Below are 24757 nucleotides of genomic sequence, written 5' to 3'. Positions count from 1 at the left end.
GTTTACCGCCGCTCCCGCAACCGGGTCGTCACCCACGCTCCCACCAGTGCGACGGCCGCCATCGGCAGGAAGACCGCGGCGAAGGCGGCCGGATGGGAGCCGGTGCCCTCCGTGGCCGCGTGGGTGAGGGTTCCGCCGCCGAGCGCGGCGAACGCTGCGCCGCCCGCAGCCAGCAGCAGCACATTGGACAGGCCGTCCGAGATCTGGAGGGCGGCGGAGTTCGAGCCGGCCTCCTCGGGTGCGGAGAGCTGGAGCAGCAGCACGCTGGTGGAGGAGATGACCAGCCCCATGCCGAAGCAGCCGAAGCCCCAGGCGACGGCGACGGTCCAGGCGGGGACGGAGTGAATCAGGACGCTGGGCGCGGCGGCGATGGCGGCCGCCACGAGCACCATGCCGGCGGTCATCAGCCGCTCCCGGTACGGCTCGACCCGCGGCCGGGACTGCACCCACGAGCCCAGGGCCCAGGTCGCCCCGCCGGCCGCCAGCGAGAACCCGGCCAGGGTCGGGCTGAGGCCGCGCTGGGTGACCAGCATCAACGGCACGAAGGACTCGGCGGCGATGAAGGATCCCGCGGCGACACCGCGCAACAGCACGACCGACGGCAGCCCGCGGGCGGCCCGGTAGGTTCCCCGCGGCAGGAGCCCGAGCACGGCCGGTACGAGCAGCGCGACGCCCGCGGCGGCGGGCAGGACGGACAGCGGCCGCAGGTCCTGCGCGGCGTACTGGAGCAGGCCGGCGCCGAAGGAGATACCGAGCGCGAGCCGGATCCGGCGCCCGTCCGACGAGCCGCCCTCTCCCCCGTCGACCGGACCCCCCGCCCGCTGCCGTATCTGCGGCAGCGCGAGCGCGAGCGGCAGCACGACGAGGACCGGTATGCCCACGAACACCCAGCGCCATCCCAGGTGCTCGGTCACCGCACCCGCCGCGAGCGGCCCGACGACGGACGGCACGACCCAGCTCGCCGCGAACGCCGCCATGATCGCCGGCCGCAACCGCTCCGGGTAGGCCCGCCCCACGACGACGTACAGGGCGACGATCACCAGGCCACCGCCGAGCCCCTGCACGGCCCGCCCGAGGATGAACAGCCACATGGCCCCGGCGGTCCCGGACAGCAGCAACCCGGCGGCAAAGGCGCCGATCCCGCAGGTCAGCGGGCCGAGCGGCCCGCGCCGGTCCGACCACTGCCCCGCCCACACCATGCCGAAGAGGCTGGTGGTGAAGTACCCGGAGAAGGCGAAGGCGTACAGCGGCACCCCGTCCAGCTCCCGCGCCGCCACCGGCATCGCCGTCCCCACCGCGGTCGCCTCGAAGGCGATCAGCAGCACGACGGAGACGATCCCGACACTGAGCGCGCGGTACGACCGCCCGAGCACGGTCTCGTCGGGCAGTGAGCGGGAGTTTCCGGATGCGTCTGCGACACCGGTGTCGCGGGGTTCGAGGACGGCCATGCCCGCCAGAGTAAGGCCCGCAACTGACATTGACCCCTGTCGGGAGACGGGCCGGCCCTGGTCCGTTGGTCGTACTCCCACCCGCCCCGCGCCCCGTTCATGAACAGCGTGTGGCAGTCCCGTTGCAGCCCCACCCGCCGCCCTTGAGCCCCGCTCCCGCCTCGCCCTACGGTCGTCTCACGCGGTTCGGAAACGGCGAGCGGCCCGACCGAACCGATGAACGGCCGTGTGCCCGAGTGGCTCAGGGGCTCGCCTGCAAAGCGAGTTACGCGGGTTCGATTCCCGCCATGGCCTCTACGGCGTCCTCCTGTGCGCCGTGCTCCGCGTCGGGCTTCCGTGCTCGTCCTGCGGGAGCCGGGCAGGACGTGGGTGCGGCCGGCGGCGGTCGATCGCTCTCAGGCGTACGCCTCGCGCGACGCGCCCTCACCGTCTTCGCCTGCCGCACGAAGCGACAGCCGTGTAGGCCTCCCACGCCGCCTCGGGGCCGAAGAGTGTGGGCTGTGCGGCTTCTGCGGGGCGGAAGAGGACGTAGTGGCGGGCCAGGTAGGACAGGTCGCCCCAGGGTTCGCGGCGGTGGGCTCGGCCGAGGACGGTCCCGCAGTGGACGCAGGTGAGCCAGGGGACCACGAGCAGGTCGGCCAGCGAGGACCCGGTGGTCAGCGAGGACCCGGCCAGGGGCTCGGCGTCCGTGGTGGCGATCACGCGCACGCCGGAGTCGTCGGGGTGGAGGGAACGGCACTGGCTGATCCGTTGCTCGAGGAATGCACGCTCCCCCCACTCCTCGGCGGTCACCGCCAGCAGCGCGCGGGTGTCCTCGCGGATGGGGATGTCCAGGGCGAGGAGCCCCGAGACGATCAGATCGAGTGCGGCCTCCTGTTCCCCGATGGAGCGCAGGTCGGTGACTTCCTGCGCCTGGACGGGAGGAAGGAGAGCTGCCAGGGTGCGCCACGCCGTAGCCTCGTCGGTCATGCGCCGTCCCTCTCCCTCGCCCGATCGTCGCCCTACGCGTCGCGCCCCACCCGCCGGTGCCCTACGCGTCGCGCCCCACCCGCCGGTGCCCTACGCGTCGCGCCCCACCCGCCGGTGCCCTACGCGTCGCGCCCCCACGCGATCGTCGCCCTACGCGTACAACCCGCCGCCCGCCTCGTCCTCGAACACCCCTGGCCAGTAGCGCCATCCGTCGTCCCCCGGCGTCGACGGGATCGGGTCGCAGGCCAGGGGGTCCAGGGCGGCCAGGGTGCGGGTCATGGTGGCGGCCAGCTGGTCGTAGGCCGCCGTCAGGTCGTGGTCGGCGTCGAGGGTCTTCGCGCGGTGGATCAGCCAGAGGGTGAAGGCGAGGGTCGACACGTCGGCGTTCAGCGGGCGCAGTCTCGCATCGGGCTCGCTCCAGGACAGGACCGCGCCCGTCGTGCCGTCGACGACCAGGCTGGTGTCCTCGAGCAGGTGGCCGATCCGGATCAAACGGTCGGCCGAGGCGGGGAGTTCGGCGTGCGGGTCGTCCGCCCGGTGTTCGGCGAGGGTGGGCAGCGGGGGGTCGGTGTCGAGGGAGAACCAGACGCATTCCTCGGGCAGGCCCACCTCCCGCAGGAAGCGGCGGGTCGGCTCGTGGGTGAGCGCGGACGGGAAGTCGACGTCCTCGAAGCGGACGACGGCGCGGGCGCCGAACTCGTCGTCCAGAAGGCGGGGCGGAAGGTCCAGCGCCAGTCCCGAGCGGGTGCCGGGGCCGGCGATGAGGGCGAGGGGACGGACCACCGCGGCCAGCCGCCAGAACGGCGGCACCTCGCCGTCCGCCCCGGCTTCGTACAGCGCGAGGAGCTGGGCCGACGCCTCCGCCACCGCCTCGGGGCCGTACCGGCCGGCGTAGGCCGCGAACTGGCCGCGCAGCGCGGCCAGTTCGTCCGCCGCCGTCGCGAACCGCACGAGGGTCTCCAGGGACGGCGCGAGCGGCCGGCGGTCCATCAGGTCGGGGCGGTCGTGGAAGAAGTACGTCGTGGTGACCTCGCCGGTGGCGCCGTCGAGCAGCACCGACTCCGTCTCCGGGCCCTCCAGGCCGGCGAGTCCGCCTATGACCAGCTGTTCACGCAGGTCCGCCGCCAGACGGCCCTCCGGGTCGCCCGTCGAGTCCCCCACCGTGCGCAGGCCGTCCGTGCGCAGCGCGTCGAAGGTCAGCAGCCCGCCGACGCCCGGCAGTCCGGGGCCCGTCAGCCAGCGGCGCGTCGGCGCGTGCGTGACGTACGCGGCCAGCTCGGACTCGGTGAAGGTGATCACCGCCGTGCCGGCGGCGGTCCCGGTCGTGCGCATTGGTCCCCCGTGCGTGAAGTGTGCCGTCTCCGGCGGCAGGCCCGCCCGCCGGTTCCACTCCCTCGAACACTACGCGGCACCACTGACAACGGGCCCCTCACGAGAAGACGTCAGGCGACCCTCGCCCGTTCCCGACCCGCCAGGATCGCCTCGATCGTCTGTCGCACCGTCAACGCCGTGGTGTCCAGCCACAGTCCGATGCGCGGGGTGCGGGTGCGCAGCTCCGCGTCCAGGGCCGCGACCGTCCAGGCGGCGCCGTAGCCCGTCTTCTCCCGGCCGGCCTCGCGCGCCGCCACCGCCTCCGCGTCCGGTGCCAGGACGACCACGTACAGGGGGCGGGTGCGGACCGTCTCCACGTACGCGGTCAGGGACGGGCCGAGGACGACGTCCTGCACGACCGCCGTGAAGCCGGCGCGCGCGTACTCGTCCGCCGTCGCCGCCGACAGCCGGTACCGCAGCCGGAGCTGGGCCTCGGCCTCGCCGCCGGCGCCGGGGACGTACTCCCGCCTCCCCGACACGATCATCCGGCGGAAGACGTCTCCGCGCACGTGTGCCGCACGCGGCAGCCGCTCGGCCAGGGCCTGGGCGACCGTCGACTTGCCCGACGCCATCACGCCGGTGACGAGCACGACCCCGTTCACCGGGGGTGGGCGTCCGGCCCGTTCACTGGCCCGTCACCACGGCCGCCTGCGGCCTTATCGGCAGCCGGTTCACCGGCCGGCCCGTCGCGGCGCGCACGGCGGAGGCGATGGCCGCCGGGGAGGTCACGACCGGGACCGCGCTGACCGCCTTCGCACCGAAGGGGGCGACCACGTCCCGCTCCTCGACCAGTTTGACGATGTGGATGTCGGGGGCGTCCAGGGCCGTCGGGAGCGCGTACCCCGTCAGGTCGGGGTGGCGGAGCAGGCCGCGCGGGGTGCGGAGGTTCTCGGTGAGGGCGATGCCGACGCCCTGGGTGACGCCCGCCTCGATCCGGGCGGCGAGCTGGGCGGGGTTGAGGACGCGGCCGACGTCCTGGGCGACCGCGAGCTCGACCACCCGGACCGAGCCGAGCTCGATGTCGACGTCGACGACCGCGCGGATCGCGCAGAAGGCGAGACCGACGAAGGCGTCGCCCTGGCCGGAGGCGTCCAGCGGCTCGGTCGGGTGCGGGCGGCACTGGGCCGTCGCCCACAGTTCCTTGCCGTGCAGTTCCTCGGTGACGGTGGTCGACAGGACGCCGTCGTACGAGGTGATCTTGCCGTCGGTGATCTGCAGCAGCTCGGTGGACATGCCGAACTTGTGGGCCAGGGGCTGCAGGAGCTGGGTGCGGACCATCTTCGCCGCGCGCTCCACCGCGCCGCCCGAGACCCAGGTGTGGCGGCCGCGGCAGCCCGCGCCGGCCGGGGGCTGGTCGGTGTCCACGGGTGCGACGTGCACCTCGTCGACGCCGAGGGTCTCCTGGACGATCTGGCGGGCCAGCGTGGTGAAGCCCTGGCCGGTCTCCACCGCCGCGCACAGGACGGTGGCGACGCCGTCCTGGACCTTGACCGTGGCCGTGGACACCTCGTCCGCGCCCTCCGCGCCGAGCATGTGCACCATGCCCAGGCCGTATCCCACGCCCCGGCGCACCGCGCCCGGCTCGCCCGCGCCCTCGGGGCCGCCCGGCAGCAGCCAGTCCTCCTCCGGGGTGTCCTTGGGGAGCGGCGGGAGCGGGAACTCCTGCACGGCCTGGAGGAGTTCGGCGACCGGCGCCGGACAGGTCACCGTCTGGCCGGTCGGCAGTACGTCACCGGTCGCCATGACGTTGCGCAGGCGCAGTTCCGCCGGGTCGACGCCCAGCTTCTTCGCCAGCTTGTCCATCTGTGCCTCGTACGCGGCGCACACCTGCATGGCGCCCTCGCCCCTGACGTGGCCGGAGGGCGGGTTGTTGGTGCGTACGGCCCAGCCCTCGATGAAGGCGTTCGGGACGACGTAGGGGCCGCAGGCGAAGGAGACGGCGGCGGCGAGGGCCTCGGCGGAGGTGTCGGCGTAGGCGCCCGCGTCGAGCAGGATCTGCGCCTCGACCTTGACGAGCCTGCCCTCGGCGTCCGCGTGGTGGCGGTAGCGCAGCAGGGTGGGATGCCGGTGGGCGTGGCCGAGGAAGGACTCCTCGCGGGTCGCCGTCAGCTTCACCGGGCAGCCGGTCTTCAGCGCCAGCAGGCCGAGCGGGAGCTGGAAGCCCTGGTCCTCGCGGTCGGCGGTGGCGCCGGGGACGCCGGTGACGACGATCTTCACCCGATCGGGTGCCAGGCCGTAGCAGGCCGCGGCGGTGTCGCGGTCGGTGTGCGGGTCGGTGGAGGCCAGGTAGAGCTCGACGCCGCCGTCGGGGCGGGGCACGGCGAGGCCGGCCTCGGCTCCGATGGGGGCCGGGTCGGCGCGGCCGATGCGGTACTGGCCCTCGACGACGACCTCGCCGGAGGCGGCCGGGTCGCCGTGGTGGAGCGGGATGTGCCGGATCAGGTTGCCGTCGGGGTGGAGCGGCTCCGCCTCGAAGGCCTGCTCCGGGTCGGTCACCGGGTCGAGCACGTCGTACTCGACGATGACGGCCGCGGCGGCCATCCGCGCGGTGTCCGGGTGGTCGGCGGCGACGGCCGCGATGGGCTCGCCGTGGTGGCGCACGACCTCGGAGGCGAAGACCGGGCGGTCGGCCGTGCCGCGCCCGTGCACGGGGCTGCCGGGCACGTCCTCATGGGTGACGACGGCCCGTACACCGGGCATCTCGCGCGCGTGGGAGGTGTCGATGGAGACGATGCGCGCGTGCGCGTGCGGGGAGCGCAGCACGGCCGCCCACAGCAGGCCCTCGGCCCACAGGTCGGCCGCGTACGGGAAGGTGCCCTCGGTCTTGGCGCGGGCGTCGGCGGGCGGCAGGGAGGCACCGAGGCCGTGCGGGATCGGCTCGGGGGCCGGGGCGGCCTCCGCGGGGGTCGTCGCGGTGGCTGCTTCGTTGCTCACGCCTGGCCTCCGTCCTGGCCGTACGCCGGGTCATGTCCGCCCTGCCCGTACGCCGGGTCGTGCGGATGCGGCTGCGCCGGGTTCTCGAACGCCGACGGGTTGACCCCGCCCGCGCCCGGACCCGCCTGATGGGGGATGCGGGGCTCGTCGCCGTCCGTCCCGGCCTCCGCGGCGGCGTGCGCCTCGCGTTCGGCGACGACGTCCTTGACGGCCTGGAGGACGCCCCGGTAGCCGGAGCAGCGGCACAGGTTGCCGCACAGCGCCTGGCGGGTCTCCAGCTCGGTGGGCGCCGGGTTGCCCTCCAGCAGGTCGTGCACGGTCATCGCCATGCCCGGTACGCAGAAGCCGCACTGCACGGCTCCGCACCGGGCGAGCGCCCGCTGCACGTCCGAGGGCTGTCCGTCGACGGCGAGGCCCTCGACGGTGCGGATCTCGCTGCCGGCGGTGGTGACGGCCGGCACCAGGCAGGAGGCGACGAGCCGCCCGTCCACCTGCACGTTGCAGGCCCCGCACTCGCCCTGCGAGCAGCCGTCCTTGGCGCCGGCGAGCCCGAGCCGCTCGCGCAGGACGTAGAGCAGCGACTCGCCGATCCAGGCGTCGGTGACCGGGCGGTCGGAGCCGTTGACGCGCAGGACGTAGGAGGCGAGCGGGTGTTCCTCGTGGAAGGGCGGGGCGTCGGCCTCGGCGCCGTCCGCGCGCGGGGAAGCGGCCGTGGCGTCGGCGGCGGGCGCGTCCTCGCGGTCGTCGTGCGGGGCGGCCGGCTCGGCGCCCTCCGGGGTCTCACCGGCCACGGCCGGGTCGGCCCCGGCGGACGGCGGCTCCACGGGTCCCTGAGCGGCCTCGGCGGGCTCCGCGGCCTCCTGGGCGCCCTGGGTGTCCCCGTGCGCCTCACCGGCCTCAGGAGCGGCCTGTGAGGCCTGCGGTGCGCCCGGCTCGGGGGCCGCTGAGGCGTACGGCTGCCCCGCCGGCGGCGTCATGGGCTCGGGGGCCTGCCCGTAGGCGGACGCGTCCGCCTCCGCCTGCCCCGGTGCGCCGCCGGACGGCTGCCCGGCGGCCCCGTCCGGCTCCTGGTCCCACGGGTGGCCCGGCGTGGCCGCCGTGTCCGGTCCCGGACCGGTGGCCCAGGGCGCGGGCGCGCCCCCCGGCAGGGTCGCCGGAGGTGTGCCGCCCCACTGCTCGACCAGGGCCGACGTGGTGAACTCGCCCGACTCGTCGGGGAGATCGCCGCCGGCGACGGGGATCGACCACTGCCCGGTCACGTCGTGGCCGGGAGCGGGGGCGGGCTCAGCGGGGGCCTCGTCGAAGGTCCACTGTCCGGTCGCGCCGGGGTTGTACGTGAACCGGTCGTCGCCGGCCGTCCCTCCCGTCGCGGGGGCGGGCCACTCGGCGCCGCCGGCCGGGTTCCCCCAGGCGCCCTCGCCGGTGGCCGCGGGGTCGGTTCCCTCGTGCGCCGCCGTTATCCGCGGCGGCACGTACCCGTGGCCGGGGGCCGCGAGGGGGCTGTCGCCGCGTCCGGCGAGGAGGGCGTCGATGCCGCCCTCGGGGAGCTTCACGAAGGCGGTGGCGCCGTCGTCGTAGTCGCCCTGGGGCAGCGGGTCCCAGCGGCCGCCGCCCGGCGGCGTGCCCTGTCCGTGCTGGTCGTCGGTCACGACAGCGCCCTCCCCAGTGCTCGTCGGGCCAGCGCGGCGACGGTGCGCCGCAGGTGCAGTACGGCGGGCGGAAGCGGTTGCACGGATCCGTCCTCGGCGGGGACCGGGTCGGGGATGCAGGCGGCGGCGACGTACTCGCCGAAGGCGTTGAGCGCCTCGGGGACGATCGCGCGGTTGTTGTCCCAGTCGATGAGCCGGGCGACCCACTGCTCGGCCTCCAGGGGGCGCAGCGGCATCGGCGCTATGGCGCCGACCGCGCACCGGACTCCGCGCCGGGCGGGGTCGAGGACGAGTGCGACGGACGCGACGGCGCGTCCGGGGCCGGTGCGGCCGGTCGCCTTCAGGAAGACCTGCGGGGCGTGCAGCAGCGGCACGCGCACGTACCCGATGAGCTCGCCGCCGCGCAGCATCTCCATGCCGGCGAGCAGGTGCGACACCGGGATCTCCCGGCGGGCCCCGCCCGGGCCCGCGATGACCAGCGTCGCCTCCAGGGCGGCCAGCACGGGCAGCGCGTCGCCCGTGGGGGACGCCGAGGCGATGTTGCCGCCCAGGGTGCCCGCGTTGCGGATGTGCGGCGGGCCGGCGGCGCGCGCGGCGGCCGCGAGCGCCGGGATGAGGGCGGCGAAGTCGGGGCGGCCCATGCGCGCGTGCGTGAGTCCGGCGCCGAGCAGGGCGTGACCGTCCTGGTACTGCCAGCCGCGGATCTCGCTGATCCGGCCGAGGCCCACCAGGGCGGCGGGCCGCAGCTGCCCGGAGTTGACGGCGGCCATGAGGTCGGTTCCGCCCGCCACGGGCACGGCGGCGGGCATGGCCGCCAGGGCCGCCACGGCCTCGTCCAGCGTCGTCGGCAGCGTCACGGCCTGCGCCGCCTGCGGTGCGTGCGTGGTCAAACCGGCTGCCCCTTCCCGCTGCCCCACCTGGTCCCACCTGTGTTGCCGTACGGTACGTGCTGACAGGGCGGACGTGGCAACTCTGGCACATCTTCGCAAGGCCCGAACGCGGGGGTCCGCTAGGAGGCATTCGCCCACCTCACCTGGGAGATGGTCCGTTTTCGCACATCTTCACCGGTGTGCGCGAATTGCCACTCTTCGGTGATCCTGCCGTGATTCCGCCGCGACGTGCGCGGCCGTCGCCGCCGGGGCTACCGGCGCGGGGCCGGGCCGTCGACCGGGCGCCCGAGGACCCCGGGCCGCTGCTGCCACGGACGGGGACCCTGCGGTGGCCGGTAGGCGACGCCCAGGGCGTCGAGGCGGCCGTAATGGGCCTCCATGCGCCGTTCGAAGTCGGCGAAGTCCCGTTCCCGCGGGGCGGGCAGGGCGCTCCAGGCCACCTCGGCGAAGGCGGCGAGGCGGGGGAAGGTCTGGTAGTCCACGCGTGCCTGGTCCTCCATCACCTCGGTCCACACGTTGGCCTGCGTGCCCAGCACGCGGGCGGCCTCGCCGGGCGTCAACTCCGGCGGAACGGGCTCGAACCGGTACACGTCCTCCAGGGTGCGCACGTAGCCGATCGGCACGGGCTCGTCCGGGCCGCCGTCCTGCCGGTGGTCCAGGTACACCTGCTGCTCGGGACACATGACGACGTCGTGGCCCGCGCGCGCGGCGGCGATCCCGCCCGCGTAACCCCGCCAGGACGACACGGCCGCTCCCTCGGCGAGACCGCCCTGGAGGATTTCGTCCCAGCCGACGAGCCGACGCCCGCGCGCGGTGAGCCACTTGTCGAAGTGGGAGACGAACCACGCCTGGAGTTCGTCCTCGTCGGCGAGGCCGAGTTCCTTCATGCGGGCCTGCGCGGCGGGCGACCGACGCCACTGGTCCTTGGGACATTCGTCGCCCCCGACGTGAACGAACGCGGAGAACTCGGCGGCGTCCACGGGGAAGAGATCCAGCACTTCCTCGAACACCCCCTCGTAGAAGCGCAGGGTGTTGTCGGTGGGGGCGAGTACGTTGGGATTGATCCCCCAGGTGTCCCATACGGAGAGGGCGGTGGTGTCGATGACGTCGGTGTTGCCGAGTTCCGGATACGCGGCGATGGCCGCCTGCGAGTGGCCGGGCACGTCGATTTCGGGGACGACGGTGATATGCCGCTCGGCGGCGTAGGCGACGATCTCGCGGATGTCGTCCTGCGTGTAGAAGCCCCCGTGCGGCTTCTCGTCCCACAGCGGTGAGGCGCGGTGGCCGAATTTCGTCCGGGAGCGCCATGAGCCGATCCCGGTCAGCCGCGGGTACCTGCGGATCTCGACGCGCCAGCCCTGGTCGTCGGTCAGGTGGAAGTGGAGGACGTTGAGTTTGTGCGCGGCCATCAGATCGAGGTAGCGCAGGACGCCTTCCTTGGGCATGAAGTGCCGGGCGACGTCGAGCAGGAGTCCGCGCCAGCGGAAGCGGGGGCCGTCCTCGATCGTGACGTGCGGCACGGCCCAGCGGCGGTCACGGCCGATCGGCGCCCTGCGGTACGCGTCGGGGCCGAGGAGCTGCCTCAGCGTCTGGGCGCCCCAGAAGACACCGGCCGCGCCGCCGCCCTGGACGAGGACGCCGTCCCCGTCGCTGACGAGGCGGTACTCCTCGGGGCCCAGCCCGGGACCGATCTGGAGGCCGATGCCGTCGCCGTCGGTGTCGTCGAGTTCACGCGCCTCGTGCAGGGGCAGGCCGGTGGCCTGCCGCAGGACGGTGCGCAGCCAGTGACCGACCCCCTCCGTCGCGGTGTCGGCGTACAGCCGCGAGTGCGCCGTCAGCCGCACCTCGCCGCCCGAACCGGCGGCAACGCTGCGGGGCCATGGAATCAGTTTAGTCACGTCAGTCCTTTACCGCCCCGCCCAGCCCGGACACCAGCCGTCGCTGTACGAGGACGAAGAAGATCAGCACCGGAATCGTCATCACCGTGGAACCCGCCATCACGCCGCCCCAGTCGGGGTCGTCGGGCTTGTAGAACACCAGCAGGGCCATCGGCAGCGTCGACCGGGATGTGTCACTGATGATGAACGACTTGGCGAACAGGAAGTCGTTCCAGGCGGAGATGAAGGAAAACACGCTGGTGGCCACCAACCCCGGCAGCACGAGCGGGAAAAGGATCTGCCACAGGAATCGCGCGCGGCTCGCCCCGTCGAGGTACGCGGCCTCCTCCAGGGCCTCCGGGACGGCTTTCACGAAACCCCTCAGCATCCAGATCGCGAACGGCAGCGAGAAGGCGATGTGGGGCAGGATCAGCGCTCCCAGGGTGTTCAACTGACCGAAGTCCCGCATGAGGAAGAACAGGGGGATCGTCAGCGCTTCCACGGGCACCATCTGGGCCACCAGGAACATGATCAGCAAGGTGGTCCGGAAGCGGAACCGGAATCGCGTCACGGCGGTGGCGGCGAGAAACGCGATCACCGCCGAGGCGATCACCACGGTCACCGCGACGACCAGGCTGTTGAAGAAGTACCGGCCGAATTCCTGCTGTTGGAAGACGCGCCGGAAGGAATCCAGGGACGGTGACAGCGTCCACGGCCGCGGCTCGCTCGACTCGATCTCCCCGGCCGGTTTGAAGGCGCCGAGCACCATCCAGTAGAGGGGGAAGGCGACGACGGCGGCGACCAGCAGGGCGCACGCGTCGGCGGCCGTCCGCCACGGGTGCCGCACGAGACCGCCCGAAAGAGGTCGTGGAAGTTTCACAGCTCCTCCCCCTGGCGGCGCAGCAGCCGCAGGTAGACCAGGGTGACGGCGAGCAGGATCAGCAGCATCACCACGCCGATCGCCGCGCCGAGGCCGTACTGCGAGGACGCGAAGGCCTCCTGGTAGGCGTAGACGTTCAGGACGAGGTTCTGGCCCGCGATGCCGCCGCCGTTCGTCATGACGTAGATCTGGGTGAACACCTTGAAGTCCCAAATGACCGACTGGATGGTGACGACCACCAGGATCGGCCGCAGCATCGGCGCGAGGACGGACCGCCAGATCCGCCACGGGGAGGCGCCGTCGAGCGCGGCGGCCTCCAGCACCTCGGCCGGTACGGCGCGGATGCCCGCGTACACGGTCACCATCACGAACGGGAAGGAGCACCAGACGACTTCGAGCAGGACCAGGAGGAAGGCGCTGTAACGGCCGTACGTCCAGGAGTGGTCACCGAGGCCGAGCACCCGGTTGACGGGACCGAAGTCGGGGTCGAACAGGAACAGCCAGACCGTCGAGCCGGTGACCGCCGGGGTGGCCCAGGCGCCCAGCGCGGCCAGCATCAGCGCGAGCCGGGGCAGGGCACGCGCGCGCGTGAGGAGCACGGCGAGCGCGCAGCCGACGGCGAGCGTGGAGACCACGCAGGCCGCCGCGAAGACCACGGTCGCGAGCAGCACCTGCCAGAACCGGTCGTCGGCGATGACGTCGGCGTAGTTCCCCAGGCCCCGGAAGGCGGTCGGTTCGCCTCCGCTGACCTGGGCCTGGGTGTAGCGGAAGAGGGAGATGAGGCCGAGCTGGTAGATCGGGTAGCCGAGCAGCGCGATGAGGACGACGAGAGCGGGGGCGAGGTAGAGCCAGGGCGTCCAGGCGTCCCGGCCGCGCCTTTTGCGGGGGACCGGGGCCGGGGAGGGCGCGGGGCGCCGCTCCACGGCCACCGTGTCGTGCGTTGCCACGGGGTCAGCCCGCGTCGGCGAACGCGTCGTCCATCGCGCGCGCCGCCTCGGACGAGGCGGCGGCCACGTCCTTCCGGCCGCTGACGACCTCCTGGAACATCGTCGGCAGGACCAGCCGGGAGTCGATCTGCGACCAGGCGGGCGAGGCCGGCACGAATCTGGTGCCGGCCGCCAGGGTCTGGACGAACGGCTTCACGAACGGCTCCCGCGCCGCCGCCGCCTCGCGCACGTCGGTGAAGGTCGGCAGGAAGCCCATCGCGTCGAAGAGCTGTGCCTGGGTCCGCTTGGAGGCCAGCGCCTCCATGAGCTCGACGGCGAGGGTGCGGTGCGAGGTGCTCTTCAGGACGCCGATGTTGTTGCCGCCCGCGAAGGCCGGCGCGATCGAGCCGGGGGTGACGCCCGGCAGCGGGACGACCGCGTACCTGCCCTTCACCTTGCCCGCCTCCACGGCGGTGTGGCTGAAGTCGCCGCCGATCGCCATGCCCGCCTTGCCCGCGGCGAACGCGGTGATCGTGTCGTTGCCGCCCATGCCGGCGCACTTGGCGGCGGGACAGTTGTCGTCGCCGAAGAGGGAGGTGTACGCCTTGATGCCCTTCTGGGCGGCCGCGCTGTCGATGGCGGAGGCGTACGAGCCGTTCTTGCCGGTGGCGATCTCACCGCCGTGGGCCCAGACGAACGGCATCGCGCCGTAGGTGTAGGCGCCACCGACGACCAGGCCGTACAGGCCGGGCTCGGCGGCGCGGATCGCGCGGGCCGTTGTGGCCAGTTCGGCCATGGTCTTCGGAACCTTCAGGCCGAGTTCGTCGAAGACGTCCGTGCGGTAGTACAGGGCGCGGACGCCGACGTAGAAGGGGGCGCCGTAGACCTTGCCGTCGACGGTCACGGACTGCCGGGCGGTGGGGTCGGTGCTGCCGGCCTCCTTCCAGGCGGTGAACTCCCTGGTGACGTCGAGGAGTCCGCCGTCCTTCACGTAGCCCGCGGTGTCGGTGTTGCCGTACTCCATCACGTCGGGGGCGGACTCCGGGTCGTTGAAGGCGGCCTTGACGCGCTGGGCGCGGGTGTCGACCGGGATGTACTCGACCTCGACTTCCGTGCCCTCGTGGGCCTTCTCGAAGGCGCCGACGACGGAGTCGACGACCTTCTGCTTGGGGTCGTTGCCGACTTCCCGGAAGAGCCACACGCGCAGCGTGCCGGTCTTCTCGTCCTTGTCCGAGGAGGAGTTGGCGGAGGTCTGGGGGGCGCAGGCGGCGGTGACCAGGACGGTCAGCAGGGCGGCTGTGCGGACGGACGGCTTCATGGAGCGTTCCTCCGAGAGGTGTTGCAACATGCGCAATGACAGTTTCGCTACGTACAACACTCGGGAGGCTAAGGACTTCATGAACACGACCACAAGAGGTCTCAACCACTCTGTGACCGGCCGAGGCGCTCCGTGCAACGGGTGGGACGACAAAACGACGCGAAGGCCCCCACGGAGCGCACATACGCTCCCTGGGGGCCTTCGCGTCGTCGGACGGAGTCGAACCGAATCAGGCGGGGTCGGGACGGAGCCGGCGGGTCCGGACGGACCCGGGCCGACTCATGCGGTCACCCTGTCGCCCTCGCCGCCCGTGCGGTCACTTGTCGCCCTTGCCGCCCTTGCCCTGGTCGTCGCCTCCGGAGCCCATGGACTCGTAGATCTCCTTGCACATCGGGCACACGGGGTACTTCTTCGGGTCGCGGCCGGGCACCCACACCTTGCCGCAGAGCGCGACGACGGGCGTCCCGTCGAGGGCGCTCGCCATGATCTTGTCCTTCTGGACGTAGTGCGCGAAGCGCTCGTGGTCGCCGTCACCGTGCGACACCTGCGGCGTCGGCTCTACGAGGGTCCCCGTACCGGTCCCGCGCTCGGGCTCGAGAGTGCTCATACCGCCAAGGGTACTGAAGCGCCCGGACATCAGTTGAGCGAAGGGTCGTCCGGGTACGTCGCCACCATCGCCAGCTCGTTGCGCTGGCGGCGCAGCACCTCGCGCCAGAGTCTCTCCGGGGACGGCGAGGACACGTCACCGGGTTCGGACTCCACCACGTACCAGGCGCCGTCCACCAGCTCGTCCTCCAGCTGCCCGGGACCCCAGCCGGCGTACCCGGCGAAGATCCTCAGGGAGCCGAGGGCGGAGGCGAGCAGTTCCGGCGGGGCCTCCAGGTCGACGAGGCCGATCGCGCCGTGCACCCTGCGCCAGCCCAGGGGGGCGCCGTCGATCGCGGAGCCGCCGGGGATCACGGCGACGCCCAGCGCCGAGTCGAGGGACACCGGGCCGCCCTGGAAGACGACCCCTGGTTCACCGGTGAGGTCCGCCCAGTCCTCGAGGATGTCGCCCACGCCCACCGGCGTCGGACGGTTGAGGACGACACCGAGCGAGCCCTCCTCGTCGTGGTCGAGAAGGAGCACCACCGCACGGTCGAAGTTCGGGTCCGCCAGGGCGGGCGTTGCCACGAGCAGCCGCCCTGTGAGCGAGGACACCTCGGTCATGCCAGACATGATCCCCCATCTTCCCGCCGCATGGGGAGGCAATGCGGCGAGCGGGGTAAGGAGGAAGGTCGACTCCCCGGACACGGTCCGGCCGGACGAACATCACGGACGGCTCGTGGTGACCGCTCGTACCGGGTGGGAAACGGTTCGTGTTGTGACACAGCTATGACGTAGCTGGGCGGTACTTGGGCTTACAGGAGGGGGGCGCGCGGCGATTACTCTGTCCTCTCCGGCCCTGCCCCCATCCACACTCCATGGAACGCGAGATACATGACCGTCAACGGCTCTGACGACGTACTGCTTGTCCACGGCGGAACCCCGCTGGAGGGCGAGATCCGTGTCCGCGGTGCGAAGAACCTCGTTCCCAAGGCCATGGTCGCCGCCCTGCTGGGCAGTGAGCCGAGTCGGCTGCGCAACGTTCCGGACATCCGTGACGTGCGGGTCGTACGCGGCCTGCTGCAACTGCACGGGGTGACGGTCCGTCCGGGTGAGGAACCGGGCGAGCTGGTGATGGACCCGACCTACGTCGAGAGCGCGAACGTCGCCGACATCGACGCGCACGCCGGCTCCAGCCGTATCCCGATCCTGTTCTGCGGACCGCTGCTGCACCGCCTCGGGCACGCCTTCATCCCCGGCCTCGGCGGCTGCGACATCGGCGGCCGGCCCATCGACTTCCACTTCGACGTGCTGCGCCAGTTCGGCGCCAAGATCGAGAAGCGGGCGGACGGCCAGTACCTGGAGGCTCCGCAGCGGCTGCGCGGCACCAAGATCCGGCTGCCGTACCCGTCCGTCGGCGCGACCGAGCAGGTGCTGCTGACGGCCGTCCTCGCCGAGGGCGTCACGGAACTCTCGAACGCGGCCGTCGAGCCGGAGATCGAGGACCTGATCTGCGTCCTGCAGAAGATGGGCGCCATCATCGCGATGGACACCGACCGCACCATCCGCATCACCGGTGTGGACACCCTCGGCGGCTACGACCACCGCGCCCTCCCGGACCGCCTGGAGGCCGCCTCCTGGGCGTCCGCCGCGCTGGCGACCGAGGGCAACATCTACGTCCGCGGCGCCCAGCAGCGCTCGATGATGACGTTCCTGAACACCTACCGTAAGGTCGGCGGCGCCTTCCGCATCGACGACGAGGGCATCCGCTTCTGGCACCCCGGCGGCCAGTTGAAGTCCATCGCGCTGGAGACGGACGTCCACCCGGGCTTCCAGACCGACTGGCAGCAGCCGCTCGTCGTGGCCCTGACGCAGGCCACGGGCCTGTCCATCATCCACGAGACGGTCTACGAGTCCCGCCTCGGCTTCACCTCCGCGCTGAACCAGATGGGCGCCCACATCCAGCTCTACCGCGAGTGCCTCGGCGGCTCCGACTGCCGCTTCGGCCAGCGCAACTTCCTGCACTCGGCGGTCGTGTCCGGCCCCACCAAGCTGCAGGGCGCCGACCTGGTCATCCCCGACCTGCGCGGCGGCTTCTCCTACCTGATCGCCGCCCTCGCGGCCCAGGGCACGTCCCGCGTCCACGGCATCGACCTGATCAACCGCGGCTACGAGAACTTCATGGAGAAGCTCGTGGAGCTCGGCGCGAAGGTGGAGCTGCCCGGCAAGGCGCTCGGATAGCACGCGCGCATCGCACGGACGCCGATGGGGCGGCCGCCCGGAACCGGGTGGCCGCCCCATCGGCGTGTACTCGCCCTCGGCAAACGCGCCCCGAAGGGGGCGCGGGGCTGTGTCGCACTGCGGCTCCGCCGCGTGGGCGCCGCCCGGCCGCGGCCGGCCCGCAGTTGCCCACAGCCCTCTCTGCAGAGTGCTTACTTGCCCTTGGCCGCTTCCTTGAGCTTCGAGCCCGCGGAAACCTTCACGCTGTAGCCGGCCGGGATCTGGATCGGGTCGCCGGTCTGCGGGTTGCGCGCGGTGCGAGCGGCACGGTGGGTGCGCTCGAAGGTCAGGAAGCCGGGGATGGTGACCTTCTCGTCGCCCTTGGAGACGATGTCGCCGACGACCTCGGCGAACGCGGCCAGCACGGCGTCGGCGTCCTTGCGGGTCACCTCGGCGCGGTCGGCCAGCGCGGCCACCAGCTCACTGCGGTTCATGTTCTTACTCCCGTGTTCTTCTTGCCGTTGAGGCGTGCCACGCGGCGGAGCCGCATGTCGGGCGCTGAGAGGCCAATGCGCTCGCGCCCAGGGACGCATCCTGCCCCTACCTGCGGCGGGAACGCCAATCCGGCACCCGCAGGAGTCGTGAGAACACCCTTGGGAGTCACACGAAGAGCGCCACTGACCGGCCGCCCACCATAGAGGGCGGCCAGGTGCCCCAGGTTCCACGACGCGCCGGATGCCGGGCCCGCCGTGGCCATCCTCACAGGCCCCGCGCAGCTGCGCGCGCGGGGCCCCCTTCGGGTACGGACCTCAGACCGTGGCCCCCGCCGCCTTCGCCGCCTCGCGCACCGCGCCGGCCACGGCGCCCGCGACCTTGTCGTTGAAGACGCTGGGGATGATGTAGTTCGGGTTCAGCTCGTCCTCGGTCACCACGTCCGCCAGCGCCTTCGCGGCCGCGAGCATCATCTCGGTGTTGACCGTGCGGGACTGCGCGTCCAGCAGGCCGCGGAAGACGCCCGGGAACACCAGCACGTTGTTGATCTGGTTCGGGAAGTCGGAGCGCCCGGTGGCCACAACGGCCGCCGTCTGACGGGCGATTGCCGGGTCCACCTCGGGGTCCGGGTTCGCGAGCGCGAACACGATCGCGTCGTCCGCCATGGCGGCCACGTCGTCGCCGTCGAGGACGTTCGGGGCGGAGACGCCGATGAAGACGTCGGCGTCGCGCACGGCCTCCTTCAGCGTGCCGGTGAGGCCTTCGGGGTTGGTGTTGTCGGCGATCCAGCGCAGGGCGGAGTCCGGGGCGGCGTCCACCAGGTCCTCGCGGCCGGCGTGGACGACACCGTGGATGTCGGCGACCACGGCGTTCTTCACGCCCGCGGCGATCAGCAGTTTGAGGATGGCGGTGCCGGCCGCGCCGGCGCCGGACATGACCACGCGGATGTTCTCGATCCCCTTGCCCGCCACGCGCAGCGCGTTGGTGAGGGCGGCGAGGACCACGATCGCGGTGCCGTGCTGGTCGTCGTGGAAGACGGGGATGTCGAGGGCCTCGCGCAGCCGGGCCTCGATCTCGAAGCAGCGGGGCGCGGAGATGTCCTCGAGGTTGATGCCGGCGAACCCGGGGGCGATCGCCTTGACGATCTCGACGATCGCGTCGGTGTCCTGGGTGTCCAGGCAGATCGGCCAGGCGTCGATGCCGGCGAACCGCTTGAACAGGGCCGCCTTGCCCTCCATGACGGGCAGCGCGGCCTTGGGGCCGATGTTGCCCAGGCCCAGCACGGCGGAGCCGTCCGTCACGACCGCAACGGAGTTGCGCTTGATGGTGAGGCGGCGCGCGTCCTCGGGGTTCTCGGCGATCGCCATGCAGACGCGGGCCACGCCCGGCGTGTAGACCATGGACAGGTCGTCACGGTTGCGGATGGGATGCTTCGACGCCATCTCGATCTTGCCGCCGAGGTGCATGAGGAACGTACGGTCGGAGACCTTGCCGAGCGTGACGCCCTCGATGCCGCGCAGCTGCTCGACGATCTCCTCGGCGTGCGCGGTCGAGGTGGCCGCGATGGTGACGTCGATACGCAGCTTCTCGTGGCCGGAGGCGGTGACGTCGAGGCCGGTGACCGAGCCTCCGTGGGACTCGACGGCCGTGGTGAGCTGTGAGACCGCGGTTCCGCTCGCGGGCACCTCCAGCCGGACCGTCATCGAGTAGGAGACGCTGGGCGCCGTTGCCATGGCCGACTTCCTCTGCTTTCACCTGTGACGCTGGGTATGCCGTCCGATCGTCGCACCTACTACCGAGTAGGCGTTAGCCGCCTCCGATTGCGAACGTTGTGTTCACAGGGAATTCCAGGGCGGAATCCATGAGAAAGAGGCCCACATCACATGGGATGTGGGCCTCTCACTGGCTTGATGGCACCGACCCGCCATGCTCGCCTCGCGGCAAGTGGTCGCTCGTAGCGACGAAGGTTGGGCCCGGGGGCTTGGATCGAGCCGGTGCCATCACCCAGGCTAACAAACAGATCCCCGAAGGCCATTCCCGTCCGCGGGGTTCACAGGAACGGCCCCTGCGGATCAGTCCCGCAGCAGGTCCGGAACCCCGTCGGCGTCCGGTTCGTCCCGCTCTCCCGAGACGACCGTCAGCTGCTGGGTGGCCCGGGTCAGGGCGACGTACAGCACCCGCAGGCCGGCCGGGGACTCGTCGGCGATCTCCGCGGGCGAGACGACGACCGTCGCGTCGTACTCCAGGCCCTTGGCCTCGAGGCTGCCCAGGGCGACGACCCGGTCGCCGAGTCCGGCGAGCCAGCGGCGGGCCTCCTCACGGCGGTTCATGGCGACCACGACGCCGACGGTGCCGTCGACCCGCTCCAGGAGGCGTTCGGCCTCCGCGCGGACGGTCGCGGCGAGGGTGTCGGTCACCGCCGTGAAGCGGGGGACGACGCCCGTGGAGCGGACCGCGGACGGGGACTCGGTGCCGGGCATGGCCAGGGCCAGGACCTTCGCGGCCAGTGCGGCGATCTCGGCCGGGTTGCGGTAGTTCACCGTGAGCCGGAAGCGGCGGCGCGGGCGGGTGCCGAGGGCCTCGTCGCGGGCCTCGGCGGCCTCGTCGGGGTCCGACCAGGAGGACTGGGCCGGGTCGCCGACGACCGTCCAGGTGGCGTGCCGGCCGCGGCGGCCGACCATGCGCCACTGGAGCGGGGTGAGGTCCTGGGCCTCGTCGACGATGACGTGCGCGTACTCGGTGCGCTCCTGGGCGAGACGCTCGGCCCGCTCGCGCTGCGACTCCTCGCGGACGGGCATCAGCTCCTCCAGGCCGGTGAGCTGGTCCAGCGGGTCGAGCTCGCGCTTCTTCCTCGGGCGGGCCGGGGCGCCGAGGATCGCCTGGAGCTCGTCGAGCATGGCGATGTCGTGCACGGAGTGGCCGTCGCGCTTCAGGGAGCGGGCGACCTTGCGGACCTCGCCGGGGTTGAGGATCCGGCGGGCCCAGCGGCCGAGCCGCCGCTCGTCGGCCATGGCGTCGAGGACGGCCTTCGGGGTGAGTTCCGGCCACCAGGCGTCGAGGAACCCGATGAAGCTGTCCTCGCTGGTGACGTCCTCGTCGAAGGAGGAACGCAGTTCGGCCGCCAGCTCGGGGTCGGTGTGCCGGCCGGCGGCGCCGGAGCGCTCCCAGAGTGCGTCCAGGAGGAGCTTGCGGGCACGGGGGCGCAGCAGGTTCACGGGGGCGGTGCCGCCGAGGGCGGTCCGGCGGATGCGGTCGAGTTCCTCGGCCTCCAGCTCCAGGCGGCGGCCGAACGCGACCACGCGGAGGCGGGTGGGCGGGCCGGAGGGCGTCCGGGCCGCCGGATCGGTCGCCGTGGCGTCGACCGCCGTCGCGCCGGTGTCGTCGAAGGTGAGCTGACCGGCCGCGGGGACGCCCGGGCGGCCCAGCTCCAGAGCGCCCCGCGCCGCCTTCCGCAGCACCTTCAGCATGCGGTACGACCCCTTCGCCCGGGCCACCGCCGGGGAGTCGTACAGGGTGGCCTCCACGCCGTCGACGAGGGAGCCGATGGCACGGATGGCGACCTGGCCCTCCTCGCCGAGGGAGGGCAGGACGCCCTCGGTGTACGCGACGAGGAGCGGGGTCGGGGAGACGATCAGGATGCCGCCCGCGTACCGGCGCCGGTCCTGGTAGAGGAGGTAGGCGGCCCGGTGCAGGGCGACGGCCGTCTTCCCGGTGCCGGGGCCGCCCTCGACGTACGTGACGGAGGCGGCGGGGGCGCGGATGACCAGGTCCTGCTCGGCCTGGATGGAGGCGACGATGTCGCGCATGGTGTGGCTGCGGGCCTGGCCGAGGGCGGCCATGAGGGCGCCGTCGCCGATGACGGGCAGCTCGCGGCCGTCCAGGGAGGCCTTCAGCTCGGGGCGCATCAGGTCGTCCTCGACGCCGAGCACCCTGCGCCCCTTGGAGCGGATCACCCGGCGCCGCACGACCCGGCCGGGGTCGACCGGGGTGGAGCGGTAGAAGGGGGCGGCCGCGGGGGCCCGCCAGTCGATCACCAGGGGGGCGTAGTCCTCGTCGAGGACGCCGATACGGCCGATGTGCAGGGTCTCGGCGATGTCGGCGGTGTTGTCGTCGCGCACGGCCCCCTCCGCCGGCTCCACGGCGGTGTAGGCGCCGTCGGGCCCCTTCTTGCCGTCCTTGCCGAGCAGCAGGTCGATCCGGCCGAAGAGGAAGTCCTCGAACTCGTTGTTGAGCCGGTTGAGGTGGACACCCGCGCGGAAGACCTGCGCGTCCCGCTCGGCCAGGGCGCCGGGCGTGCCGACCTGGCCGCGGCGGGCCGCGTCGCGCATGAGGAACTCCGCCTCGTGGATCTTCTCCTCGAGGCGCCGGTACACCCGGTCCAGGTGTGCCTGTTCGACGCTGATCTCCCGGTCGCGGACTGAGTCCTGAGCTGAGTCCTCGACCGGGCCGACCGCGGTTTCCTGCTGAGCCTGAGCGGCCACCGGGCCCCCTTCTGACGTGCTGGGCAGCCGTCAACCGTACGCGAAGGGGGCCCCGGGATGCGAGGGGCCTGCCCGGCGGGTACCGCGGGGCAGGCCCGGTCGCGCGTGTCGCGCGTCGGTCGTGCGTCCTTCGCGCGCGCGATCCGTCGTCCTACTTGGCGATCTCGACGAGCTTCTTGCCGTCGAAGGTCATGACCTCGAAGTGGTCGATGTCGTTCGGGCTGAGGGCCGCGCCGCCCTGGACGTAGAGCGGGTTCTTGGCCTGGTCGGTCTTGGCGCCGGGAAGGCCGTAGCCCCACTCCGGGACGGACCAGGACGAGACGGTCTCGCGCTCGCCGTTCTTGCCCACGGCGATGAGCGAGCACTTGTTGGGACCCGCCACGTTCTTCAGCTCGACGACGGCCTCGGTGCCCCAGGCCTTCTCCTGCGTGGCGACGGTCGCCGTGACCTTGGTGCCCGGGTCGGTGGCGGTGACCTTGTCGGAGAACGTCTCGAAGGCGGTCTTGGCGGGGTTGCCGTCCGCCAGGACTCTGGGGGCCTCGCCGCTGTCGCCGCCGCTGGTGGCCACCGCCACGAGCGGGCCTCCGATGATCAGCGCGGCCGCGGCGGCGATCATGTAGAAGCTGCGCCGGCGCTTCTGGGCGCGGCGGTCCGCGACCTCGTCGACGAGCTTCTCCACGAGCCGTGGGCCCGGCTTCGCGGACAGGGACTCACCGATCGCGGGCGTCCCGGAGCCCGGCAGGTCCGCGAGCGCGGCCAGCATCGGCTCCATCCCGGCGAGCTCGTCGAGCTGCTGCGCGCACCACTCGCAGCCGGCGAGGTGCGCTTCGAAGGCGGTCGCCTCGGCGTCGTCGAGGATGCCGAGGGCGTAGGCGCCGACGGTCTCGTGTTCGCTCGGGCTCGGAGATCCCACAGATCCCTGCATGGGGCCAGACATACCCGGCCCACCTGCTCCGAACCCCCCGTAAATGCTCATCACGCCGTCACCCCCCGCTCTTCCAGAGCCAGCTTCATCGACCGCAGGGCATAGAAAACCCGTGAGCGAACGGTGCCGCTGGGTATACCCAGCGTCTCGGCCGCCTCATTGACGGTACGCCCCTTGAAGTACGTCTCGACGAGCACCTCCCGGTGCGCCGGGGTCAGGTCGTCGAGCGCGTCCGACAGCGTCATCAGCCACAGCGCCTTGTCGATCTCGTCCTCCGCGGGGATGACCTCCAGCGGCGACGGGTCGACCTCCTGCGGCCGGGCCTGCCGGCTGCGGTGGCCGTCGATGACGATGCGGCGTGCGACCGTCACCAGCCAGGGGCGTACCGATCCGGTCGCTCGATTGAGCTGTCCGGCGTTCTTCCAGGCACGGATGAGTGTCTCCTGCACGACGTCCTCGGCGCGCTGCCGGTCTCCGGCAACCAGACGCAGGACATACGCAAGGAGGGGTCCGGCATGCTCCCGATACAGAGCACGCATCAGCTCCTCATCAGGCTCCGAGGGCTGGGACATGCGATGTCGGGCCCTCGATCCACGTTCATTGGCCACGGCCGCATCCTTGCGCACGCCCACCTCCGGTGTCCGGGGGTTCCCCCGAGTCGGTCGCTCCACCACCGGTACGGAAGCGGCCCGTTGAGTGTTCAAACCGAGCCGACAGATTTCTTCCGGGTGTCGTGACGAGGGGGACAAGAGAGCACATTCCCGCCCCTCTTCCTTTACATATCCGCCACATAGTCAAGGCGCGCGCGCTGCCCGGCGAGCCGGGAAGGTAAACGGCGTGTAATCGAAATCACTTCGACACCGCCGTCACGAACACGGCATACCGGACGGCGAGTTGGGCGCCGACGGGAGAAGGAACCGCGGGTGGACGCGCGTTGATGGCCTTCGACCACGTGTCGGAGAGTCGAACTGACGCCCAGTCGGGCGGTGGACGAACCACCCGTGGGGAAGGCTCACAGACCCCCGCGGGAAGACGAACAGGTCCCGCCGGCAAGGCGGACGGACTCCGCCGGGAAGAGCCGAGGGCTCGTCGAGACGAGCGGAGGGTGTGTCAAGCGCGGGTGAGGGCGGCCCTTTTGCGGTGCCGGGCGACCCGCTCCCGGTTGCCGCAGACCTCGCTGGAGCACCAGCGCCGTCGGCGCCCGCGGGACGTGTCGACGTACACGATGGGGCAGTTGTCCCCCGCGCACTGCCGCAGCCCCGCCCGCGCGGCGGGGTCGGTGAGCAGTTCCACCGCGTCCCGGGCGACCGCGGCGAGCAGCGCGGCGCACTGCGGGGGCCCGTCCAACCTCCGCACGAGCGTGCCGTCTTCGCCTCGTACGGCACGGGGGGCCGGGGGTGCGGCGCGGGCGACGTCGTTGACGTGGGCGAGGGCGAGATCGTGCGGGCGCACGTCGCCGGACAGCCACGCGTGCACCAGCCGGCCGACGCTGCCCCGCAGTTCCCTGAAGGCGATCGGCCAGGACGGATCGGCGTGGGACAACGGGGTGCCCGGCGGGACGAGGCCCGAGCCGGCGATCCACGCGCACAGCGGCGGAAGCGCGTCCAGCCGTTCCAGGGGGTGGGTGGTGGCGAGGAGGTCCAGGCAGATCCGTCCGGCATCGAACCGCAGGTCGTAGGTGGACGGGGGCGTACCCAGTGCCATGTGCCTGTCACCACCTAGGGAAGGCTCCTCGGGAAGCGTTCCCTTCACAGTGCCGGGTGCGGCCCGGGGGCGGAACCCCCCAAGCCTC

Annotated in this window: 20 protein-coding genes and 1 tRNA gene; 2 read left to right on the top strand and 19 right to left on the bottom strand. The window is 72.4% G+C overall.

The genetic code is table 11. The features are described from left to right. Positions 1-2: 2 nt before the first annotated feature. Positions 3-1448: an MFS transporter gene (locus tag ACIHAR_RS20985; protein WP_400020962.1), complete on the bottom strand. Its 1446-nt coding sequence runs from the start codon at positions 1446-1448 to the stop codon at positions 3-5. 222 nt (positions 1449-1670) lie between these two features. Between ACIHAR_RS20985 and ACIHAR_RS20980 the strand changes: the two genes are divergently transcribed. Beyond that, positions 1671-1742 (top strand) — tRNA-Cys (locus ACIHAR_RS20980). A gap of 129 nt (positions 1743-1871) precedes the next feature. On the opposite strand, the gene ACIHAR_RS20975 is transcribed toward ACIHAR_RS20980, so the two are convergent. From ACIHAR_RS20975 to ACIHAR_RS20920, 12 genes are all read right to left on the bottom strand, one after another. Continuing rightward, positions 1872-2417 carry a hypothetical protein gene (locus ACIHAR_RS20975; protein ID WP_400020960.1) on the bottom strand — a complete coding sequence of 182 codons (546 nt, stop codon included), beginning with the start codon at positions 2415-2417 and terminating at the stop codon, positions 1872-1874. A 150-nt stretch (positions 2418-2567) separates the two neighbouring features. Further along, positions 2568-3749, bottom strand: a complete 1182-nt coding sequence (locus ACIHAR_RS20970; RefSeq protein ID WP_400020958.1) for an SUKH-4 family immunity protein — start codon at positions 3747-3749, stop codon at positions 2568-2570. A gap of 110 nt (positions 3750-3859) precedes the next feature. Continuing rightward, positions 3860-4390, bottom strand: coding sequence for an AAA family ATPase (locus ACIHAR_RS20965; RefSeq protein WP_365462056.1), 531 nt, complete (start codon positions 4388-4390; stop codon positions 3860-3862). A gap of 22 nt (positions 4391-4412) precedes the next feature. Then, complete coding sequence (locus ACIHAR_RS20960) at positions 4413-6722, bottom strand: xanthine dehydrogenase family protein molybdopterin-binding subunit (RefSeq protein ID WP_400020955.1); 2310 nt, start codon at positions 6720-6722, stop codon at positions 4413-4415. Continuing rightward, positions 6719-8371, bottom strand: a complete 1653-nt coding sequence (locus ACIHAR_RS20955; protein WP_400020953.1) for a 2Fe-2S iron-sulfur cluster-binding protein — start codon at positions 8369-8371, stop codon at positions 6719-6721. Before ACIHAR_RS20955 ends, ACIHAR_RS20960 begins: the two co-directional genes overlap by 4 nt. Then, the gene (locus ACIHAR_RS20950; RefSeq protein WP_365462062.1) at positions 8368-9261 is read right to left on the bottom strand and encodes an FAD binding domain-containing protein; all 894 of its coding nucleotides are present in this window, start codon (positions 9259-9261) and stop codon (positions 8368-8370) included. Before ACIHAR_RS20950 ends, ACIHAR_RS20955 begins: the two co-directional genes overlap by 4 nt. Positions 9262-9512: 251 nt before the next feature. Beyond that, positions 9513-11159: a beta-N-acetylhexosaminidase gene (locus ACIHAR_RS20945; RefSeq protein WP_400020951.1), complete on the bottom strand. Its 1647-nt coding sequence runs from the start codon at positions 11157-11159 to the stop codon at positions 9513-9515. A gap of 1 nt (position 11160) precedes the next feature. Next, positions 11161-12018: a carbohydrate ABC transporter permease gene (locus tag ACIHAR_RS20940; RefSeq protein ID WP_365462066.1), complete on the bottom strand. Its 858-nt coding sequence runs from the start codon at positions 12016-12018 to the stop codon at positions 11161-11163. Beyond that, positions 12015-12965 (bottom strand): sugar ABC transporter permease, encoded by a 951-nt coding sequence (locus ACIHAR_RS20935; protein WP_365462068.1) that lies wholly within the window; start codon positions 12963-12965, stop codon positions 12015-12017. Before ACIHAR_RS20935 ends, ACIHAR_RS20940 begins: the two co-directional genes overlap by 4 nt. A gap of 4 nt (positions 12966-12969) precedes the next feature. After that, on the bottom strand, positions 12970-14262 hold the full coding sequence (locus ACIHAR_RS20930; RefSeq protein ID WP_400020948.1) for an extracellular solute-binding protein: 1293 nt from the start codon (positions 14260-14262) through the stop codon (positions 12970-12972). Positions 14263-14578: 316 nt separating this feature from the next. After that, positions 14579-14869: a DUF3039 domain-containing protein gene (locus ACIHAR_RS20925; protein WP_365462072.1), complete on the bottom strand. Its 291-nt coding sequence runs from the start codon at positions 14867-14869 to the stop codon at positions 14579-14581. Positions 14870-14898: 29 nt separating this feature from the next. Continuing rightward, positions 14899-15471, bottom strand: coding sequence for a YqgE/AlgH family protein (locus ACIHAR_RS20920; RefSeq protein ID WP_384657344.1), 573 nt, complete (start codon positions 15469-15471; stop codon positions 14899-14901). Between the two features lie 270 nt (positions 15472-15741). Between ACIHAR_RS20920 and murA the strand changes: the two genes are divergently transcribed. Continuing rightward, entirely contained in the window at positions 15742-17088 is a 1347-nt protein-coding gene (gene murA, locus ACIHAR_RS20915) for a UDP-N-acetylglucosamine 1-carboxyvinyltransferase (RefSeq protein WP_365462075.1), read from the top strand. A 191-nt stretch (positions 17089-17279) separates the two neighbouring features. Here murA and ACIHAR_RS20910 read toward each other — a convergent pair whose 3' ends face one another. The 6 genes from ACIHAR_RS20910 to ACIHAR_RS20885 all read right to left on the bottom strand — a co-directional run bounded on the left by ACIHAR_RS20910 (position 17280) and on the right by ACIHAR_RS20885 (position 24669). Next, complete coding sequence (locus ACIHAR_RS20910) at positions 17280-17561, bottom strand: HU family DNA-binding protein (protein ID WP_004000874.1); 282 nt, start codon at positions 17559-17561, stop codon at positions 17280-17282. A gap of 315 nt (positions 17562-17876) precedes the next feature. Beyond that, positions 17877-19292 carry an NAD-dependent malic enzyme gene (locus ACIHAR_RS20905; RefSeq protein ID WP_365462077.1) on the bottom strand — a complete coding sequence of 472 codons (1416 nt, stop codon included), beginning with the start codon at positions 19290-19292 and terminating at the stop codon, positions 17877-17879. Between the two features lie 339 nt (positions 19293-19631). Then, positions 19632-22040, bottom strand: a complete 2409-nt coding sequence (locus tag ACIHAR_RS20900; protein WP_400020944.1) for a HelD family protein — start codon at positions 22038-22040, stop codon at positions 19632-19634. A 151-nt stretch (positions 22041-22191) separates the two neighbouring features. Next, entirely contained in the window at positions 22192-22965 is a 774-nt protein-coding gene (locus ACIHAR_RS20895) for a zf-HC2 domain-containing protein (protein WP_365462081.1), read from the bottom strand. 50 nt (positions 22966-23015) lie between these two features. Then, positions 23016-23537: a sigma-70 family RNA polymerase sigma factor gene (locus ACIHAR_RS20890; protein WP_010039908.1), complete on the bottom strand. Its 522-nt coding sequence runs from the start codon at positions 23535-23537 to the stop codon at positions 23016-23018. A 538-nt stretch (positions 23538-24075) separates the two neighbouring features. Further along, the gene (locus tag ACIHAR_RS20885) at positions 24076-24669 is read right to left on the bottom strand and encodes a CGNR zinc finger domain-containing protein (protein WP_400020942.1); all 594 of its coding nucleotides are present in this window, start codon (positions 24667-24669) and stop codon (positions 24076-24078) included. Between the last annotated feature and the right edge of the window lie 88 nt (positions 24670-24757).

The sequence above is a fragment of the Streptomyces sp. NPDC052016 genome (genome assembly GCF_044548445.1).
Taxonomy (GTDB): Bacteria; Actinomycetota; Actinomycetes; order Streptomycetales; family Streptomycetaceae; genus Streptomyces.
Note: the sequence above shows the minus strand (reverse complement) of the source record. Positions and strands in the feature narration are given on the sequence as shown.

What these genes read in the sequence shown, in the direction of transcription:
- ACIHAR_RS20925 (WP_365462072.1), bottom strand. Translation starts at nt 14,869, where the DNA reads ATGAGCACTCTCGAGCCCGAGCGCGGGACCGGTACGGGGACCCTCGTA.
- ACIHAR_RS20985 (WP_400020962.1), bottom strand. Translation starts at nt 1,448, where the DNA reads ATGGCCGTCCTCGAACCCCGCGACACCGGTGTCGCAGACGCATCCGGA.
- ACIHAR_RS20920 (WP_384657344.1), bottom strand. Translation starts at nt 15,471, where the DNA reads ATGACCGAGGTGTCCTCGCTCACAGGGCGGCTGCTCGTGGCAACGCCC.
- ACIHAR_RS20885 (WP_400020942.1), bottom strand. Translation starts at nt 24,669, where the DNA reads ATGGCACTGGGTACGCCCCCGTCCACCTACGACCTGCGGTTCGATGCC.
- ACIHAR_RS20890 (WP_010039908.1), bottom strand. Translation starts at nt 23,537, where the DNA reads ATGTCCCAGCCCTCGGAGCCTGATGAGGAGCTGATGCGTGCTCTGTAT.
- ACIHAR_RS20905 (WP_365462077.1), bottom strand. Translation starts at nt 19,292, where the DNA reads ATGGCAACGGCGCCCAGCGTCTCCTACTCGATGACGGTCCGGCTGGAG.
- ACIHAR_RS20970 (WP_400020958.1), bottom strand. Translation starts at nt 3,749, where the DNA reads ATGCGCACGACCGGGACCGCCGCCGGCACGGCGGTGATCACCTTCACC.
- ACIHAR_RS20930 (WP_400020948.1), bottom strand. Translation starts at nt 14,262, where the DNA reads ATGAAGCCGTCCGTCCGCACAGCCGCCCTGCTGACCGTCCTGGTCACC.
- ACIHAR_RS20910 (WP_004000874.1), bottom strand. Translation starts at nt 17,561, where the DNA reads ATGAACCGCAGTGAGCTGGTGGCCGCGCTGGCCGACCGCGCCGAGGTG.
- murA (WP_365462075.1), top strand. Translation starts at nt 15,742, where the DNA reads ATGACCGTCAACGGCTCTGACGACGTACTGCTTGTCCACGGCGGAACC.
- ACIHAR_RS20975 (WP_400020960.1), bottom strand. Translation starts at nt 2,417, where the DNA reads ATGACCGACGAGGCTACGGCGTGGCGCACCCTGGCAGCTCTCCTTCCT.
- ACIHAR_RS20895 (WP_365462081.1), bottom strand. Translation starts at nt 22,965, where the DNA reads ATGCAGGGATCTGTGGGATCTCCGAGCCCGAGCGAACACGAGACCGTC.